We start from the raw sequence: 16,922 nt of genomic DNA, 5'->3' as shown, positions 1-16,922 counted from the left end.
AATCGATCATCGCCTTGCTGGCCGCTCGACCTGTCCCAGCGATATTCGATTTGTCTGGCCTGACTTCAGATTTGGTCTTTCGGATTTTGTTGTTTCCGCCAGCGAAGAAAAGTCCCCCAGCACCTGATCAACGTTAGGCACGCCCCGGTACCGGAGCACCTTATATCCCGCATCCGTCAAAAGCTTCTGGCGCGCTGTGTCGCGCGCCGAGCGCCCATCGTGGCTCTTGTCATCTAACTCGACTACGGCTACGACCTTGAACGATCGCTCGACTACTACAAAGTCTGCGCGCTTGCGGTCGAAAGTATTGCGGGCCGCGCGCGACTTGGCGTCTAAGAGCGCAGCAAATGAGACCTGCGCCAAGACGATGTATTCCGGCAGCGTCGAAGTAAGGCGGAAGTACATCGCCTGCTCGGCGTCGCTTAGCGGCCAGCGTGCCCGCAACTTTTCGCGCGCCTGTGAGCCATTTCCCTTGGCCAACATCATGAGCACCGCAAATACGAGCAGGAGCAACCCGAACCCGATGGACATTAGAAGAAGTTGTCCAGCCGCACCTGACGCGCTCATGTTGGTATCCCGTTAGTCATCGACCAGGGCAGTCTACGCATGAGACCCTTTGTTCGAAGCTTCGACGAACGGCGATTTCGCAGTCTGTCTGCGGCTGACGGGGAGGCTGCACCTCATAGCGCGCCGGGTCAGAACAACGTCATGCACACTTGGACGAGCAAAATGAAGGGAGAAATTTGCAGTGTTGATTAGTAGAGTAATCATCACATTGGATCGGCGGGATCGCGGACAATGGACGGTCCGCAGCGGCCGGGAAAAGCCTCCCCAGCACCTTCCTCGGGCACTCCACAATCCACCCATGACTTCGCTCGACGCTTCCGAACTCCAGCCAGCCGACCTGCCGGATGACCACCTGCAGGTGCTCGCCCAGAACTGGCGCCGGCGGGCGTTGCAGGGCGACAAATTCGCACGCGGCCGGGCGCACGAGTTCGAAGTGGAGTTGCGGCGGCGCCGGCAGCAGGCCGGTGAGTCCACCGCGGCAGTGGAGCCACTGCGTCCGATCCCGTCGTTGGGTGAGGTGCCCGACTGTTGGCGCCGCCGGGGGGATATGGCCGGCTGGGGCCGTCGCTCGGATTTCGTCTAATGGGTGCGGTCGTGTTTCTTCTTCCGGTCGTGAGGCTCTTCTATATAAGGAGGGCTGCGAGATGGCCGTGAAGCCGCAGACGCGAAAACTCTCGCGGGCGCACTTTGCTTTTATGCGCTGCCTGGCTCAAGGCCTGGACGAGCGCGACAGCTGGGACCGATATTTGCGGCTGGAAGGCGAGCACACCGATGTGCGGACCGTGCGGCGCACCGTCACCTGGATTCGCGACCTGTTCGCTGCAGCCGCCCAGCGCGAGCAGCGGCCGGGCACCGCACGGCTGGTGCGGATCGATGCTCGGCAGATTGGCACGGGGGCGGAGTTGCCGACGCTCGAGGCGTTTGCGGCGGCCGAGGGGTTGGACGAGTTTTCTGAAGCGGAGCAGGTGGAGGCCTATGTAGCGGCGTATCCGACAGAGGGCGACGGACGGGGGCGGGCGGCACGGCGTGCACGGCTAATCGACCGGCAGCTTGAAGCGCTGCGCTGGCTGGAGGATCTCGTTGCCCAAGCGCCGCGGCCGGCCGATGGAGTGGGCGCCTGGCTGCACCCGGCGCTAGCCACCCGGCTGGTGCGCGCAGGCGTGCCGAACCTCTTCGCGCTGGCGGAACGCATCAATGGCATCGGCGCGCGCTGGTGGCTGAACATCCCCGGCATCGGACAGGGAAAGGGCGAACGCATCTTGGAATGGATGCGCGAGAACGAAGCCTCACTAGGATTGCGGGTGGGCGCGCATGTGGCTCGCCGGCGGACCGAGCTGACGCCACAGGCACTGTCGTTTGTGGTGCCAGCGGCGACTGCCGTTGTTCCGTACGAAAAATTCTTGGTGCCGGTCGAGCTCAACGGCGGCAGGGGCCGCTACCGGGCGGCCAAGGACCTATGCCTCCTGGCGGCCGACAACGACCATGCCGCCATCGGCGCTTGGTTGTCGAGCAAGGCCGGCGCTAGCCACGACGGGGAAACCTTGTCTTCCACGCAGCGGTCCTACCGCAAGGAGGCCGAGCGGCTGTTGCTGTGGGCGGTGCTGGAGCGAGGCAAGGCCTTGTCTTCGCTCAACGTGGAGGACGTGCAGGCCTTTGTGGCCTTCCTGAAATCGCCGCCGGAGCATTGGTGTGGGCCGCGGCATCGCCAGCGTTGGTCAGCCTTGTGGCGGCCGTTGGAAGGACCACTATCGGCGGCTGCACTGCGCCAGTCGATCACGATCCTGCAGGGGCTGTATGCCTTTCTGACCGGGCAGAACTACCTAGTGGGTAATCCGTTCGCGGCGTTGGCGCGGCCGCGCGAGGAGGGCAGGGTGCTCGGTTCCGGGCGGACGTTGAGCTTTGCGCAGTGGGATCTGATTGAAAGCCGGGTGCGGCTGGATCTAGTGTCTGAGTCCGCTGCGGTACGACGCTGCGCGCGGGCCATTGCGTGGCTGTATGCGACGGGGCTGCGGCGGGCTGAAATGACCGCGGCACTTTGCGGGGATCTGGAGCAGGTCGACGTCCGGCGGCCGGATGGTCGTCTGGCGCCAGGCTGGCTGTTGACCGTGCGCGGCAAGGGGGGACGGATTCGGCAAGTGCCGGTGCCGGGGCACCTAGTGGACGAGTTGGGGTCCGAGCTGGATCGGCTGCTGCGGCCGGACGATGCGCTCGATGAGCGCAACCGGGAGATCCACGTGTTGGCAGTGCTGGATGAAGTTGCCTCGGAACTGACGTCTTGGTCGACCTCGGGGTTGTACCAGGCGATCAAGCGATTCATGACCAACTGTGCGGCGGGACTGGAGCCTGGAGATGCCGCTGCGCTGCGACGGGCCAGCGTGCATTGGCTGCGGCATTCGCATGGGTCGCATGCGGTCAATGGGCGGCCGGGGCGGACACCGGTGGGGGTGCAGATTGTGCGGAACAATCTTGGGCACGCGTCGATTTCGACGACGTCGGGATATTTGAGCACCGAACGGGATCAGCGGGTGCAGGCGATGGAAGGGTTTTGGGGCTTTGCAAGTCCTGTTTAGCCATCGCCTAAATAAGAGAACCGCTGAAAGGACGTCTTGTCCAACTACGCGCCTGACAATCAAAAAATAGCAAACATGGGAGTTCGGTATGTAGTCATTCCAAAATCTTGTCCAGGCTGCTTCGGCTCGCGATGCCGTTTACTAACTCCGCACCGACTAAACTGGTTTAGATGGATCGCTATATCGTGCAGCTACACCACATATTTTTTTGCCGTTATGCCGGGCTTTGGATGGGTGATCTTCGCGCTTACGCCGGCCTTTTAAAATTACACTTGTCTTCACAAGAGCCGACGACGACATGCCCTGGATGGCGTCCGCTTTTGATATCGAACGGGGCAATAAAAATTATTATCATGCAAGTGATTAAAGCCGCTTTTGGCAGACGTAATTTCAATCCTGCGTAACATCAACTGCAGTTAATTTTAATCAAATGTATTTTTTGAATCAAAGGACATGGCATGAATGAAACTATTGATCAAAAGTCCGGTGCAAGTATCTTAAAGAGATTCACTCTTCGAAATCTTAATGGCTACAAGACCGTTAGCTTGTATTCAAGTAGCAGAATAAAGATTATAGCCGGAGAGAATGGTGCAGGTAAAACTTCACTGTTAAATTCTCTTTATGCGGTACTTGCGGGAAAACAGGCTGCCTTATATAAGATTGATTTTGAAAGTTTAGAACTCGAATGGGCAACTGGCGAGGTATTGTCAGCAAAAAAGATCGAATTATTTCCTAGCATAATTCCGGAGGCAGCCCGGCAGTCATCCTATTTTCAATTTATTCTTGATAACGGTGTATCCGATAGCGCCGCCATGGAAGCCTTGCATGCCATAGCAATTGGAGACGATGACGCGATTCAGAATTCGGAGGCATACAGAATTCTATATCGCGATACTCCACTAGATAAGGAAGAGATATATGATCAATTTAAATCAGCTTCAGAAGAAGCGCTAAAAAGCGGCACTTTCGATAGCTTGTATAGTCAAGTAAAAAAACAGTTAGGAGAAATTGCTGTTCTCTATCTCCCGACCTACCGAAGAATTGAAGCTGACCTTTTCGAGTTTAGAAGCCGACCTAGACCTGGAGCGAGGCGAGGTCGGGCAAAAGATGCTTGGGATGCCGATCGGCTTATAAATTTTGGGCTAGAAGATGTCGAGAATCGATTGCGTGCGATTTCGACTGAAATTAGGAGGGAAACACTTCAGGCGTACTCTTCAAGTAGCGGTGAGACGCTTGAAGAACTCATGAATGTTGAATCGACCAACCTTCCGCTGAAGGAGACGATTGATTTTGCGAGCATCAGAGTTATTCTTGCGCGAATTGGAAAACAAAGTAGTTCTGCCGAATCGCGCCTGCAGACGCTCATTGAGAATGGCGAGATATATTCGTCCCGCTATCGACAGCTGTACAAATTTCTACTTCAACTTCTTCAAGTTTATACCGGGCGGCAAGAAGAAGAAAGAGCAATCGAAGGATTTGCAAATCTTATTAATGAATACTTATCCATTGGAGGCGAACCCGAAAAGGATCTCGTTTTTGATAAGCAACGCGTCGAGCTGCAAGTTGTAAATCGCTATACTCACAAGACACTTCCGCTGGGCGCACTTTCTTCTGGAGAGAAACAAATTGTCAGCGTATTTGCGCGCTTGTTGCTTGATCCAGAAAAGCGTTATTTCATTATTATAGATGAGCCAGAGCTTTCCCTATCTATCGAATGGCAGCAAAGATTATTACCGGATATCGCATCTACCCCAAATTGCGGACAACTCATCGCAATTACGCATTCTCCGTTTATTTATCAGAATGCACTTGCAAAATTTTCAGGTTCGTTGGAAATTGAATTGAAAAAACTAGCGCCGGCAAGCCCCGAAACGTTGGAGCGCAAGGATGACTGAACCATTAAATCGGATCGAAAGGATGACTGCGGCGGTAAAAGATCCAATTGTCGCGCTTCATAAGTTTAATAAGCTTCGGTCAAGAGACGCGAAGAAATTGATTTTCGTTTTCGAGGGATTTGAGGATCCAGGATTCTATTCTGCGCAAGCAAACATCTGTAACTTCAATGTACCATATATTTCCATGGTAGCAAACGGCAAGGATTTTGTTCTGGGATTGCGACGCTTGCTCATGAATTCCTGTGAAGCCGCGCTTGGTGATGGAGTTGCATTTTTTATCGATTCCGACTTTGACGGATTAAAAGAAAGCCCAGCGGGACGTGATCTTTATTGCACGCCGACTTATTCAATTGAGAATATAGTTACAGACGTCAGCGTCGTTCGTTCTTTGCTGACAAACGAACTCCGCTTGCACGATCCCGAGCTTTTGGACGATCTTGAAAAATGTGTTGAGGCATATAAGACCATAAGTGAACAATTTATTGAAGAAATTCGTGATATTAATTTGCTAGCTTACTTTGGCCGTACAAGAGCCTCCGCAAAAATTGGATCTCGTTTAATTGACATCGATGATAACAAACAAGTATTTTCTATTGATCGCGAGACTTTGAATGTTAAAGTATTATATAAAGGCAACGACGCAAAAAGAATTGTTAGATTTTCAGAGGATTTTGACTTTTCTCAAGCGGAGGCTGCTCGTGCAGAATTTGACAAACTCGATCCAAGAGCCGCTTGGCGGGGAAAATACTGGTTTGAACTAATGCGGAAATTTTTGGAAATTCTAGTTGAAGATCGGAACAAAGATGTGCCAATCCATTTCAGAATAGGTAAAGGAAAGATAAGTTTTACCCTAACCGGGGACGCGCGTTTTCGGCTTCTAGGTTCGGCCTGCCAGGTTCCAGCATCGCTTCGCGAATTTTTTGCGGATATGCCGGCTGCTGCCCTTCACTGACAGCTCTGTCGAATAAACCATCTCCGGCGCAATTAAAATTTGCGTAGCACGTGTAATGAGCAGTGATAGACGCGGGTTCGACTGCGTCGGGCCCAATCCAGCCTATTCCGATTAGCTAAGGTTGCGGCACCTTTCATTAGGCACAGCCTTGCGTTTGACCGCTTCAATCTGTCACCATGCGCCCACTCAACTGCGAGTTGGTGGAGATGGGTCAATTCCTGGCGCGTCCTGATGTTGTTGCGGTCGCGGCTGATCGGCTAGTTGCGATCGTTCGTGTCGATCCTGATGGAAGCGTCGTAGTCAGGGATCTTGCCCACGGGAAGCTGAGCGCGACTTCAGGGTCGGAACTTAGCGCACCGATCGCCGCATTGATGCCACCAAGCAATACGCTTTCGGCGATTGCCAACTCAACTGATGCGCAATGGGACCAGGCACGGCGCCGAGAGGCAGCAATAAGCGAGCCGCAGCGGGCATGAGCCTCTTCCAGGCAGCCAAGCTCAATGGACACTACCCGTATGCCTGCCGCTCGCGCTGGCAGCATCACGGCCGTTGTGGACAGCAACGGTGTCACGCGGCCTAGATGGTTTATGAACCGGTGCCGTTAGGGTTGTCCGCCAACCACGTTATTGGCACGAGCTTGACGCCTTCGCGCCATTCCTTGCGGCCGACAACTCCCGGGATCTCCCTCCAAACATCGCGCCCTGCGTGGTCCAGCACGATGACTTGCAGCTTGCCCTCGGCCTTCAACACCACCTTGCCCAGAACCTCGAAGACCTTGCGAACGGCGTCGATGTCCTCGTCTCGCAGACGCAGGTCCTGCTCTTCTTCATCGGGGCGCCGCACAAGGTTTTTAGGGAAGTAGACCTGGCTGGGCTGATCTAACACGAGGAATCCCGGTACCGGGCTGTGCGCCTGGGAGAGAAAGAACTGATGCAGCGCCAGCAGCATGGCAAGATGATAGGAGAGCCAGTTGGAGCCACTGCCAATTTCCGATAGGTAGTCATCTCGGTCCGTGCCACGCACCTTGATCGTCAGGTCGCTGATCTCCAGCGAGATGGGGTCGTCCGCGTTCTCGACATCGAGGAACGGCAGCAGTCGTCCGGCGTGGGTGTTGACGGCATCCAGCGCGCGACGCTTGCGCGCATCCAAATCCTGTTCGCGCAACGCAGCCTCCAGGGCCAGCACGACCTCGCGCAGCTTGGCCACCTCTTCCACCAGGCCGCTGTCGCTGCCCAGGCGTCGATGTAGGTCTAGTGCGGCCTCTAAATTGCCGACGAAGCGCTCAGCCTTCTTCGCCGCGAACTGGCGCTCGCTGGCTTCTTTCGAGCGGCCTGACAACGCGCGCTTGCGGATTTGCACCGAGCGAAGACGCTCCGTAGTCACGCCGACCTCGGTGGTCACACGCTGCAGTTCCCGATCGAAGGCCGCAGGCACTTCCTTGTCAATACCGGCCTCCACCTCGACCTCTTGCAGTCGGGCGGACAGCACCCTCAGCTTGCTGCGGGCCGACGCGGTGTGGCTGCCGCACATGGGGCAGTCGGCCTCGTCCGCAGTGTGGCCGATCAGCCAACTGGACAACTGTAGGCGGCCACGCTGCAGACCGATAGCCGCGTCGTACTCGTTACCGCCAATGCGCATGCGGTTCATCTCCTCCAGCCGGTGGCGCAGCGTGGTCAGCTCGCGCGACACCTCGCGCTCTTCCGCTTCTAGTCCGTTGAGCTCACTTAACGCTTCGGAGATCGTCGTCGTGCTGACGGTAATCGTCAGGTCCGTGCGGGCAACGACCTCTTCTAGCAGCTCGATCATCTGCCCCCGCGTCGGCGGCTGCTCGGGCTTGGGCGTCAGGCCCAACTCCTGTGCCTCGCTGAACTTGGCGGTGAGATCCGCCAGCCAGCGCGAGGAGACCTCCTGCGCCTCCTTGAGTTCGCGTTCCTTACGCCGCAACTCCGACCGGGTACGCTGCAGCTCGAACTGCTTGGCCATCAGCCCCGGCGTCACGGCGCCCAGCACATACGGAAAGATCTTGCGCAGCTTCTCGCGATGCTCGTAAGTGTTGGTCTTGAAGAACAACACGTCTGGGTTAGCCACGATGTTTTGAGGCTGGAACGTGAAAGCCGCCAGGTCCCGAAAGCTGGGCCGGCCATCGAAGCCCGTCGATTCTTCGCCGCTGGCGAAGTCCAGCTTTGACAGAGCGGCAAGGTCGTCCAGCAGTCGCTTCACCGCGTCGGCATTCGTGTTCTTGACGATGCGGTGCGGGATCGCGTCGATTGACTCGGCCTCCATCAGGAACATGTCGTCGGTGTTGCGCTGGGCGCCAGGCTCGCGCCGCGCAAACAGCTTGTCGCCCTGTGCGGTCGCGACGACGATGCCGAACCACTCGCAGTGCTTGCGGATGGTGTTGACGGGGATAGAGCAGGTACTGGATCCCAGGCAGTAGTCGATGATAGGAATGACCGCCGATTTGCCCGTGCGCGAAGCGCCGCTGATCACGTTGACCTTGCCTAGGTCAAAGCGTAGCCGACGCGGCCTGAAGGCCGAATTGCGGGGCCAAAGCAGGATCGCGCGGATCTGGAAAAACATTAGAGTCTCACCTTTAGTGTTGTCGTTATTTCGTGCAAGGTCAGCGGTCCGCACCACACGCCAAGCTTCTCCGCGTCACTCAGTAGCTGCTTGACTTCATCGGGCAGCCCGCGTGCCTTAGTCTTGGACAGGGGCAGGACGCCGCCGGCCTCGGTCAGATGTAGTAGGCGCCCTGCCGCGGCCAGCTCGATCGACTGCAGAGATAGGGTTTTCCAGCGCATCGACCGATCATGGATTTGCAGCAGCAGGTCCTGCTTGGACACAGTGGTGTCACCAAACTTGGCCGCAAAGGCTCGCAGCCCAGAACTGGGCCTAGTGCGGCGCAACAGCTCGACAGTGGCTTGATGTAGCACGATCGGCAGTACCACGAACAGGGTGGGCAATGCCGGCGGGGCGTTCGCCGGATGGCTCTCAGCGTAGGCGCAGCAAAAGCGCCACAGGATGGCTGCGCCCAATGCAGGGTTCTGGACGTTCTGCGCCTCTCTTGCCAGCATCGTTATGCCGCCTTCTTGGGCTTGAGCTGACCCGCGAAATCGGGATGCCAGCCGATGGACAGGTCATCAGCCAAGCGATGCAGGCAGCCCGGGATGAAATGGTCGGGTGCACCCTTTTGCTGCACGGGCACTTTGACGTCCATGCAGTCGGCATAGAGCGCCTGGCCCTGCGCTTCCAGGGCTTTATTCCAGTGCTCCACCTTGCAGGTGAGCCGCTTGTTCTTCCAGCTGCGTCTAAGGTTCGTGTCGAGTTCGTCGAACGAGGTCGCGTCCACGTCGCCGCTGGCGGCCCATGCGGTGCGGTCCGCGGCAGCCATCAGGTAGTCGCTCACCGCCTCCAGCTTGTCTTCGAACGGCAGGCCAATCAGGTCAAGCTGCTGCACGAACACCCTGGGCAGGTGGCCTTTGGCCTCCTTGTCGCTGGGTCGCTTGGCATGGCTTTGCAACACTAGATCCCGGTCAATCTTCTGGACGTAGGCTGTGTACCAAACCCCAAAGTCCTCACGAGTGATGATGGCTGGCTTGCCCGCTTCGAGTAACTCGTCGACGCGGCGCTTGACGATGCCCGCCAGGTGATCGGCAATGTCACCGATCTTGCTGTGAGAGATCGGATGCATTTTGAGGATGGCTTCGATGTCAGCCTGGGGGCTGCCCGAACCGCATGTCAGTCTGAAGTTCTCGATCACCCGCGCCACCAGCGTAGGGTCGGCGCCGAGAACGTTGTCGACATAGGGCGTGATCTCTGCGGCCACATCGCGCTTGGGATACCCCGGAGCATTTCCCCACAGCGTTGTACGTGCCAACAGAAGGGCAGCCTTTGCGGCCGCAGGTGTCCCTGCGGCAGAAAAGGCATCGACCAAGAGGCCAGACACCGGTCTGGACACGTAGATCTCGAAAACCGTGTGATCCGGATCGCAACCGCCGTCTGCTGCCAGCATGACCCAGTTCGACAAGGTTTTCCAGAGCGGCTTGGCCCTATCCGCCACGGGATTGGCCGTCAGCGCGCTCTTACTCTGGGTGAGAGTGACGCGCTCTACGCTTTCCTGGGCGACATCGTCCAGGTACTCCATGCTGCACGCCGTGCCCGGAGACGCCTGTAGCAACAATTGCAAGAGCCGGGTGTACTGCAGCCCAAAGCCTAAAGCCTGACCGGGTACTTCGGTCTTTCGTCGGGCTCGAGAAGCACCCCTACCTAACGGTTGCGGCATTCAATCCCCTAGGGTGATACATACATAATTTTACAAGTATTCGTAAACTGGTCTGCGATCGATATCGCCCCACGGTTTCAATTCAAGAAGGGCACGACTGACGCTTGCTTTGCGGCGATTGGAGCAGGCAGATGTGCGACGGCTGGGGATGGGCGGTTGGCACCTGGGCGGTTGCTGACCGTGCGCGGCGAGGGGGGTCCTATTCGAAGTGCCGAGCCGTGGCACTGGTACACGAGTTTTGGGCCTATTTAATCCGACTGCTGCACTGCAGCAGCCGGTGTTGAGGTCAACAATCTTTGCTAGCGAGGTCAACAAAGATTGCTAGCGAAAATCCAGCCTAACTCCTTGAAGTAATTGAGTAATCTTCAAACTTCGGCATGCGGAGGAATGTTGCCCGCTGCCAACAAAACGCAAGTGCGGTCAAGAAACCTTGCTAGCGCGCCTGCCAGGGCATCAAATCACGCTAGCGCGTTGTTCAGGAGCCGCTGCCGATGTCCAGGTCCCCGCGAATTACCGAGCGTGAAACGAAGATCGCCAGCTTGCTGAGGCCACTCGGGAATGGTCCGATGACTCGTAAGCAAGCCGCCTTGGCGGGGGCATTGCTGGACGTCCATTGGACGAACGTCTACCGGCTCCGGCGGCGGTTTCTAGCCAATCCCGTGGCCAGTTCCGTCGCCCATAAAGCCCATGGTCCCAAGCCCGGGAATCGCATCGATCCTGGGGTGGAATCCATCGTCCAGGCGGCACTGCATTTTTGACTCCCACGCCAACGCCAGCTGGCCCATCCACTCCTCGATCTCTGTAAAGAAATCGGGCGCCACTGCAAGGCCTCCAAGCTAAAAGAGCCTTCGCGCAATACAGTCGCGAATCGCTGGGCGGAGTACCGCGACGAACAGGCTGCGCTCCTGGCCAAAGATCCGAATGCGGCGAAGGCGCCCGGCAACTTCAACGCGAAAGCCGCACTCGACATCGTTCAGATCGATCACACCCAAGCAGATGTGTTTGTCGTGGATCCCTGGTTCCGCCGGGCATTGGGTCGGCCATGGTTGACGCTGGCCATCGACATCGCTTCCCGCTGTGTCGTCGGTTTCTATTTAGGGATGGAACGGCCAAATGCGGGAACTGTGGCGCTTCTTCTGAGCCGGATCGCCTTGCCTAAGGCACCTTGGCTTGCGGCGCTCGGCGCGGAGGTGGATTGGCCAATGCAGGGTATTCCGACGGTATTGCATTTAGACAACGCTGCCGAGTTCAAAAGCAGAGCCTTGCGCGCGGGCTGTTCCCAATACGGCGTCGAGCTCATGTACCGGCCGGTCGGTCGGCCCCACTTCGGTGGGCACATCGAGCGGCTCAACCGAACTTTGATGCAGCGGCTCAAAGGGCTGCCAGGCTCGACCGGGAATTCGGTCAAGGCGCGAAGGACTGGAAAGATTCAAAAGCCGGAGGAGGGCGCTTCCATGACCCTCCATGAGTTTGAACGCTGGCTGGCCATCGAGATCGGGAAGCGGTATCACCACAGTGCACATCGCGGACTGACGGGCGCAACACCTGCGAGCGCGTGGGAAGCAATGACCGAGGTACATGCGCCACGGCAGTTGCGACCAGGTCCTGAGGCTGCATGGGATTGGCTGGTGCACTTCATGCCGCTAACTAGCCGGACCGTGCAGGCTGATGGTGTGACCATCTTCCACATCCGGTACTGGCACCCGATGTTCGCTGCCTGGCGTGGTGAGAGAAAGAAGGTGCGGGTTCGCTACCACCCTGAAGATCTGTCCCGCATCTTCGTCTCTACCAATGGAAAGCACTACGTGGAGGCACGATGTGCAGATCTACGGCGCCCTGCGATCTCGCTCTGGGAACAACGCGCGATATGTCGAATGTTGCGCGGTCAGAACCAAACCGTCTCTGAATCGTCGATCTTCCAGGCGATCGAAGCACAGCGGTTGATCATCATGCAGTCTCGGGCTGAAACTCGGTTGCAGCGCCGCGAGGAACCTCGCAAGCCGAAACCAAAACACCGGGCCCAACCATGGTTACCTCCGCCCGAAGACGAGATCGTTCAAGAAATCGACTACGACCGAGCCCTGGAACCGTTCGATGTCGAAGTTTGGCCAACGCCATGAGCCCCACCGCCCTCACGCATTTACACACGAGCGTGCGGGCAGAAGCAATGCTTGATGCGCCAGCGAGATTGCAGTTGCTCCGCCGGGATCGATGGATCGATTACCGACGCGCCAGCCAGGCACTTGAAAAGCTGGAGGTACTGCTGGAGACGCCGCCGCGTGAACGCATGCCGTGCATGGTCCTGCACGGCGACTCGAACATCGGCAAGACATTGATCGTGGCCAAATTCAAGCGTGACCACCCGGATTGCTTTGACGAGGTCAAGGGAGTGGAAAGACGTGACGTCGTGTCGATGCAGATGCCGGCAACGCCTGACCAGCATCGGTTCTATTCGGCATTGCTCTTTGAGCTGGGCGCCCCGCACAGTGCCAGCGCGAGCTTGAACGTTCTGGAGCATCTCGCCCGCGGCCTCCTGCGTCACATAGCGCCCCGCATGCTGATCGTGGACGAGGTGCATCACCTGCTGGCTGGGAACTACCGGGAGCAGCGCGCGTCCCTCAACTTGCTGAAATTCCTGGCCAATGACCTGCGCTTTAGCATTGTGGTCGTCGGAACATCCGATGCGCCACGGGCCCTGTCGTCGGATCCTCAGATGATCAGCCGCTTTACGCCGTTCGAGATACCTCGGTGGCGGGAGAGCGATGACCTCCGAAGACTACTGGGCTCGTTCGAACGGCTCATGCCTTTGCGAAAGCCGTCGGACCTGATGCAACGAACCGTTGTTCAGTTCGTATTGGCCGCAAGTGGAGGCCTGACCGGCGAGATCTCGCGGATCTTGAATGAGGCCGCAGTCATGGCGATCAAAGACGGCAGTGAACAGATCACGTTGGCACACCTGGAGCACGCTGCACATGGCGAGTGACGGTTATCGACCGCTGCCAGTAGCGCCACGACCGTTCGAGGGTGAGGTGTTGGGTAGCTGGATCGGGCGCATCGCTTCTCGCTACAAACTCTCTGTCAATGTGTTCGAGCGAACCTTTGAATTGGATCTCGGGCTGCTTGGCGGGCGAGGGTGGTTGCTGCTGGATTACCTTCCCGGTGAGGCGTTGACCAAGCTGTCCTTATTGATGCGCATGAACCGAGATGACATCTGCGCAATTGCTGTACCGCCGGCGGCAGCGGGAGCACGCAAAGCGCTCTGGTACTGCCCACGTTGCGTATTTGTGAACGCGGTCGACGTGACGGCCCCCATCTGGCGCCGCGACTGGTTCGATCCCGAAATGGCCCACTGCCCAACAGATGGTTTGGCGTTCAGGGCCATACCTTCAGGTGCTGCGTTGGCCTGTCGAAATCTGGATCAACTGATTGCCCTTGTGGGCCGGTATGAACGCAGGCTGCGTGATGAAGCCACCGAAAAGCTGCGCTAGCGAAGTTCGTTGACCTGCTAGCGCGATCTATTGACCTCGCTAGCAAACATTGTTGACCTCAACAACTGCCGCCCGCCTTGAACGACTGAGGCACGGGCCCCGGGATTTCTATTCCGGTGCGATTCCGGCCGACTTGATGATGCGGCCCCACCGGTCGAGCTCTGCGAGCTGGAATCTGGCCAGGTCTTCCGGTGACGACCATGCCGTCTCCTGACCCATTTCCTCGACCGCCTTGCGCACCGCAGCCGCCTGCATGGCGCTGCGCGTGATTTCGCTGAGCCGCTGAACGACGGCGGCAGGCGCACCGGCCGGTGCATACAGCGCGTTCCAGTAACTGAACTCATAACCCGGCAGGGCCTCGGCAATCGCCGGCACGTCGGGGATCAACTCGGACCTTTTCGGGCTGGTGATACCCAGCGCACGCAGCTTGCCCACCTTCACCTGCGGCAGGGTCGTCGTCAGGTCGACCGTCATCAGGTCGATCTGCCCAGCGATGAGATCCATGACCGCCGGCGGGTTGGCCTTGTACGGCACATAGTTGAATTTGGTTCCCGTCATCTGCTGGAACAATTCGGTGGACACTTGGGCAGAGGCGCTGCCCGAGCCGTAGTTCAATTTGCCGGGCGATGCCTTGGCCAGGGTGACCAGTTCGGCGATGTTGCTGACTTTCAGATTCGGATTGACGACTAGCAGCAACGCACCCCTGGCAAGCAGGGCCACCGGCGCGAAGTCCTTGATGGGGTCGTAATTCAGCTTCTTCAGCAGGTGCGGGTTGGCCGCCTGCGTCGTGTTGGTGGTCATGAACAGCGTGTAACCGTCCGGCTTGGCATGGGCCACGAACTGGGCCGCAATTCCGCCGAAGGCGCCAGCGCGGTTGTCCACGACGACCGCCTGCCCGGTGGCTCTTGTGATCTCCTGTGCAACCGAACGGGCCAGGCCGTCGGTGGCGCTGCCGGGGCTGGAGCCGATCACGATGGTGATGGCCCGCGAGGGAAATGTCTGCGCCACGGCGTTGCCCAGAAACGGCAACAGGGCCAGTGAAGCCAGAAGCGAACGGCGTAGTGTCATGGTTTGTCCTTGATTGTTATGAGAGAGTCGAAACAGAGGCGCGGCGGAAGCGCTCAGGCGAGCAAATGCCAGCCCTTCATCAGTTCGGCCAGCCGGCCATGCTGTGTGTCGGTCAACGGCCAGGCCGAGGGGGGGCGAGTGGCACCGCAGTCGGTACCCATCATCTGCAGGGCCGCCTTGACCACCGTCACGTTCGCACCGTTGTTCTCCTGCGCGCGTAATTCCTCGAACGGCGCCATCTCCGAGATAAGGCGCATCGCCAACGCGAAATCGGCATCTTTCAGGGCGGTGTAGATGGCGACGGATCGTTCCGGCATCACATTGATCAGGCCCGAGGTGAAGCCTTTTGCTCCCACGGCGTACAGCGGCGGAGCCCATACTTCGGCCAGGCCACAGACCCAGGCCAGGTCGCGGTCGGCAGTGCGCCGCATCGCCTCGGCCATGACCAGCGGGGTAGGGGAGGCCCACTTGATGCCGACCACTTGCGGAATGCGGCACAGGGCCTCGATGGCTGCTAGGCCAATGCCTTCATTGCGCAGGTAAAGCACCACGGGCAAACCTTCGCCAGCCTCCGCAATCTTTTGCACGTAGGCGACCACGCCCCGCGGTGCCACGAAGGGGTCCGGCGGCTGATGCACCATCAGCGCGTCCGCGCCGGCCTTTCGTGAAACACGTGCAAGAGCGCAGGCCTCGTACACGCTGCGTCCCACGCCGGCCAGCAGCGGAACCCGGCCCGCAACACAATCCGCTGCGATCTGCACCGCCTGCGCTGCCTCGGATGCGGTCAGGCCGTAGAACTCGCTGGTATTGCCGTTGGCGACCAGCGCATGCACGCCTACAGCAACGGCCCGGTCGACCACCGGCTGCAGCGGCGCCGAGGCAATGCGGTCGTCGGCATCGAAGGGGGTCACCAGGATGCCGGAAATGCCGTCCAGGGCAGCGCGCAGTGCAGCGCCATGAAAGAAGCTCATCGTGTCTCCAGAGTGAAATTCGCATCAAACTTCGAATCTAGAAAGGATTTGCGGCAGCGTCCAATCCAAAGACGGGATGCCGCAATTCAAGATCTGAATCGTGTTCCAGCTCACCCAACTCCGCTGCTTCGTGGCCGTCGCCACCGAGCTTCATTTCGGCCGTGCGGCCGTTTCCCTGAACATGACGCAGCCGCCTTTGACGCGGCAGATTCAGTTGCTCGAACATGAAGTTGGTGTGCGTCTTCTCGAGCGGGCCGGCGGGGCGGTCCGGCTGACGCCGCCGGGCACGGTTTTCCTGCGTGAGGCTGAAGACATCCTGCGCCGCAGCCAGGCCGCCACGGTGGCTGCGCGCCGTGCTCTGCGCGCCGACGCCGGAAGCGTGACGATGGCGTTCATCCCGGCGGCAAGTTTCAGTGTGCTGCCCGGGCTGCTGACCTCGGCGCGAGAGCGCCTGCCCGAGGTAGAGGTGGTGCTGCGCGAGATGCAGACCGCCGATCAGCTCGAGGCCATCGGTGCCGACCGGGTGGAGCTCGGCATCGTGCGGCCCTTCACGCCACGCAACTTCATCGAATCCGCTGTGCTGTTCCGTGAACCGTTCGTGGCCGCGGTGCCAAACGGACACGCCCTGGCGCGGCTTGATGCCCTGCCTTTCTCCGCATTGCAGGGCCAGCCCTTCATTGCGTTCTGTCCGTCAGAGTCGCGTTACCTCTACGAACTTGTTGCCGGCCGCATGCGGGAGGAAGGCGTTGCGCCGGAAACGGTGCAGACCCTCAGCCATACCCATTCCATCATTTCCCTGGTCGACGCCGGCTTGGGCGTGGCCCTGGTGCCCCGGTCGTCCGCACGTCTCGCGTACGCCGGCGTGTCGTTCAGGCCCCTGCGGGTTGCCGAAGAGTTGAATGTCGAAATGCATCTGGTCTGGCGACGCGGGACAAGGCATCTGGGGGCCGAAACGTTGCGTCGATGCATACAGTCAAAATTTCCGGTAGGCCGGACTTCGCCCCAGCGAGTCGACCAGGACGGCGGCGCGGGCGATGCTCATTGCAACTGCTCCTGACGGCCGGCATGCTCTTTCTACGCGGGCAACCAAGACATCGCCAATATCAGGGGTCCCGGGTTCGGCTTCGTC

General features: G+C 58.8%; 15 protein-coding genes. 9 read left to right on the top strand and 6 right to left on the bottom strand.

Annotation, left to right across the window (positions count from 1 at the left end; translation table 11 throughout):
• Positions 1-6: 6 nt before the first annotated feature.
• Positions 7-567 (bottom strand): DUF2726 domain-containing protein, encoded by a 561-nt coding sequence (locus AC3ANW_RS24330; RefSeq protein ID WP_488345602.1) that lies wholly within the window; start codon positions 565-567, stop codon positions 7-9.
• Positions 568-865: 298 nt separating this feature from the next.
• Between AC3ANW_RS24330 and AC3ANW_RS24325 the strand changes: the two genes are divergently transcribed.
• The 5 genes from AC3ANW_RS24325 (at position 866) to AC3ANW_RS24305 (ending at position 6,460) form a co-directional block, all read left to right on the top strand.
• A complete protein-coding gene (locus AC3ANW_RS24325; protein WP_488345601.1) occupies positions 866-1,150 on the top strand; it encodes a hypothetical protein in 285 nt (94 codons plus the stop codon).
• 61 nt (positions 1,151-1,211) lie between these two features.
• On the top strand, positions 1,212-3,137 hold the full coding sequence (locus AC3ANW_RS24320; RefSeq protein WP_488345600.1) for a site-specific integrase: 1,926 nt from the start codon (positions 1,212-1,214) through the stop codon (positions 3,135-3,137).
• Positions 3,138-3,595: 458 nt separating this feature from the next.
• Entirely contained in the window at positions 3,596-5,032 is a 1,437-nt protein-coding gene (locus AC3ANW_RS24315) for an AAA family ATPase (RefSeq protein ID WP_488345599.1), read from the top strand.
• Complete coding sequence (locus tag AC3ANW_RS24310) at positions 5,025-5,984, top strand: DUF4435 domain-containing protein (protein ID WP_488345598.1); 960 nt, start codon at positions 5,025-5,027, stop codon at positions 5,982-5,984. Before AC3ANW_RS24315 ends, AC3ANW_RS24310 begins: the two co-directional genes overlap by 8 nt.
• Positions 5,985-6,160: 176 nt before the next feature.
• A complete protein-coding gene (locus AC3ANW_RS24305) occupies positions 6,161-6,460 on the top strand; it encodes a hypothetical protein (RefSeq protein ID WP_488345597.1) in 300 nt (99 codons plus the stop codon).
• 109 nt (positions 6,461-6,569) lie between these two features.
• Here AC3ANW_RS24305 and AC3ANW_RS24300 read toward each other — a convergent pair whose 3' ends face one another.
• The 3 genes from AC3ANW_RS24300 to AC3ANW_RS24290 are packed head-to-tail and all read right to left on the bottom strand — an operon-like array spanning position 6,570 to position 10,128.
• A complete protein-coding gene (locus AC3ANW_RS24300) occupies positions 6,570-8,564 on the bottom strand; it encodes a DUF3732 domain-containing protein (protein ID WP_488345596.1) in 1,995 nt (664 codons plus the stop codon).
• A complete protein-coding gene (locus tag AC3ANW_RS24295; RefSeq protein WP_488345595.1) occupies positions 8,564-9,058 on the bottom strand; it encodes a three component ABC system middle component in 495 nt (164 codons plus the stop codon). Before AC3ANW_RS24295 ends, AC3ANW_RS24300 begins: the two co-directional genes overlap by 1 nt.
• Before the next feature lie 2 nt (positions 9,059-9,060).
• Complete coding sequence (locus AC3ANW_RS24290; RefSeq protein ID WP_488345594.1) at positions 9,061-10,128, bottom strand: ABC-three component system protein; 1,068 nt, start codon at positions 10,126-10,128, stop codon at positions 9,061-9,063.
• A 1,136-nt stretch (positions 10,129-11,264) separates the two neighbouring features.
• On the opposite strand from AC3ANW_RS24290, the gene AC3ANW_RS24285 reads away from it, so the two are divergent.
• Genes AC3ANW_RS24285 through AC3ANW_RS24275 form a run of 3 tightly spaced genes read left to right on the top strand, consistent with a single transcriptional unit; the run spans position 11,265 to position 13,754 of the window.
• Positions 11,265-12,386 (top strand): transposase, encoded by a 1,122-nt coding sequence (locus AC3ANW_RS24285; RefSeq protein ID WP_488345593.1) that lies wholly within the window; start codon positions 11,265-11,267, stop codon positions 12,384-12,386.
• The gene (locus tag AC3ANW_RS24280; RefSeq protein WP_488345592.1) at positions 12,383-13,249 is read left to right on the top strand and encodes a TniB family NTP-binding protein; all 867 of its coding nucleotides are present in this window, start codon (positions 12,383-12,385) and stop codon (positions 13,247-13,249) included. The genes AC3ANW_RS24285 and AC3ANW_RS24280 overlap by 4 nt, the downstream gene beginning before the upstream one ends.
• Positions 13,239-13,754, top strand: coding sequence for a TniQ family protein (locus tag AC3ANW_RS24275; protein ID WP_488345591.1), 516 nt, complete (start codon positions 13,239-13,241; stop codon positions 13,752-13,754). The genes AC3ANW_RS24280 and AC3ANW_RS24275 overlap by 11 nt, the downstream gene beginning before the upstream one ends.
• A 108-nt stretch (positions 13,755-13,862) precedes the next feature.
• Here the strand turns inward: AC3ANW_RS24275 and AC3ANW_RS24270 are convergent, their stop codons facing one another.
• Positions 13,863-14,822 (bottom strand): Bug family tripartite tricarboxylate transporter substrate binding protein, encoded by a 960-nt coding sequence (locus tag AC3ANW_RS24270; protein WP_488345590.1) that lies wholly within the window; start codon positions 14,820-14,822, stop codon positions 13,863-13,865.
• 53 nt (positions 14,823-14,875) lie between these two features.
• Positions 14,876-15,793 (bottom strand): dihydrodipicolinate synthase family protein, encoded by a 918-nt coding sequence (locus AC3ANW_RS24265; protein WP_488345589.1) that lies wholly within the window; start codon positions 15,791-15,793, stop codon positions 14,876-14,878.
• 100 nt (positions 15,794-15,893) lie between these two features.
• Between AC3ANW_RS24265 and AC3ANW_RS24260 the strand changes: the two genes are divergently transcribed.
• Complete coding sequence (locus tag AC3ANW_RS24260; RefSeq protein WP_488345588.1) at positions 15,894-16,850, top strand: LysR family transcriptional regulator; 957 nt, start codon at positions 15,894-15,896, stop codon at positions 16,848-16,850.
• Positions 16,851-16,922 lie beyond the last annotated feature (72 nt).

The sequence above is a fragment of the Xylophilus sp. PBN-3R genome (genome assembly GCF_057747805.1).
Note: the sequence above shows the minus strand (reverse complement) of the source record. Positions and strands in the feature narration are given on the sequence as shown.